The 1,540-nt window shown below is 67.5% G+C and carries 2 protein-coding genes and 1 pseudogene; 1 reads left to right on the top strand and 2 read right to left on the bottom strand.

Annotated elements, in window-relative coordinates:
• Nucleotides 1-150 precede the first annotated feature (150 nt).
• Together BN903_RS02520 and BN903_RS02515 are read right to left on the bottom strand one after the other, a co-directional pair.
• On the bottom strand, nt 151-705 hold the full coding sequence (locus BN903_RS02520) for an adenylate kinase (protein WP_048076241.1): 555 nt from the start codon (nt 703-705) through the stop codon (nt 151-153).
• Nucleotides 705-989, bottom strand: coding sequence for a hypothetical protein (locus BN903_RS02515; RefSeq protein ID WP_048076240.1), 285 nt, complete (start codon nt 987-989; stop codon nt 705-707). Before BN903_RS02515 ends, BN903_RS02520 begins: the two co-directional genes overlap by 1 nt.
• A gap of 75 nt (nt 990-1,064) precedes the next feature.
• On the opposite strand from BN903_RS02515, the pseudogene BN903_RS02510 reads away from it, so the two are divergent.
• Nucleotides 1,065-1,540: pseudogene (locus tag BN903_RS02510) on the top strand (thiamine pyrophosphate-binding protein); the annotation flags it as partial.

Below are 1,540 nucleotides of genomic sequence, written 5' to 3'. Positions count from 1 at the left end.
GCGGGTCGAGCGAGGAGGAGTTCGCGCAGCGGCAGATGCGCCACCTCGGCCGGAAGGGCGTCCGCGTCCGCGAGACGAACGTCGCGGAGTAGGCCGCGGGGCGGGGCCCTCCCATCGCTCCGTGTTCTAGCCGAACCGGGGCGGAGGGCGTCAGAGCGCGTCCGCCAACCGCTCGGCCGCGTCTTCGAGCTCGCCCTCGTTCTCGATGAACTGAACGGGCGCGTTCTGATCTCTCGCGTACTGGAGCGCCGCCGACCGGTTGAGGTCCTGTTCGAAGTCGATCTTCCGTTCCGTGACTCCGTCGAGGTCGCGGTCGCTCTCGCGCCGGCGTTCGAGAATCGTCTCCGGCTCCGCCTCGACGAGGACGAACGCGTCCGGCGAGACGTCGTGGAGCACTTCGACGGGGAGCCCTTGGACGTAGCCGTCTAGGGTTTCGACCGCGAGGTGCGTCGAGAGGATAACGTTCGTCGTCGCCGCCTCTCTGGCGACGAACTCGCCCGCGCGACGCTGGAGGCGGCGGGTTTCGGTCTGCGAGAGCGTGCCGAGTTGGGCCCGCTCGGTCGTGATCCCCATCGCCGCCGCCTGTTCGAGCATCGCGTCGCCGAAGTTGATCAGCTTGTATCCGTCCCCGAGTCCGCGCCTGACCGCCTGACAGACGCTGGAGAGACCGACGCCGTTGACCCCCGAAACGAGCGTGACGGACATCAGAAACTCACCTCGTTTTCCTCGTCCCCCGGCATGCCACCGCGGTCGTCGTAGTACCTGCGGCCGACGAACTGCGGCCCGACCAGCGACATCAGCGTGTCGTAGAGGTCGTCGGCCGAGTCGAACTCCGTCACCTCGGACCGCTCGACGATCTCCCGTATCGTCGTGCTCTCACCGTCCGGCGGCGACAGTTCCGTGTTCCCCACCCGCTCTAACACGGTGACCCGTGACGCCGGAAAATCGAGTTCCCTCGCGAACAGATCGCGCGTCTCTGGTAAACGCATACATATCACATGGAACCGTCAGATGAAATAACTACAGGCCGAAGTATTCAACACCTGTTCGGTCGAGTTCGCGGTATGGACGCGGACGACCCCGCCAACCGCGACGACGAGGTCGACAGCGATCGCGACGAACCCGCCGACGACGATCCGACCGTCGCCGAGGCGGTCGTCGACGCCATGCTCGACCGCAGCGTGGACACCGTCTTCGGTATCCCCGGGAAACAGACCCTCCCGCTGAACCGGGCGCTTGCCGACCGCGACGCGCGGTTCGTCGTCGCCCGCCACGAGACCGCCGTCCCCCATCAGGCGTGGGGGTACGCCGAGACGAGCGAGCAGGGCGGGATGGCGGCCACCTGCGTCGTCCCCGGACCGGGCGACACGAACGCGATGAACGGGCTGAAGAACGCCCTGAACGACTGCGTCCCGCTGCTCCACCTCGCCGTCGAAACGGAGCGCTCGGTGCGCGGCGGCGACGGGATCCACGAGACGCCGCCGGAGACGTACGACACCGTCGTCAAGGAGAACGTCACCCGTCGACTCGCCGTCGGGCG

This window comes from Halorubrum sp. AJ67, from assembly GCF_000513435.1.
The sequence above is the reverse complement of the archived record's forward strand: the minus strand, read 5'-3'. Positions and strand labels throughout refer to the sequence as shown.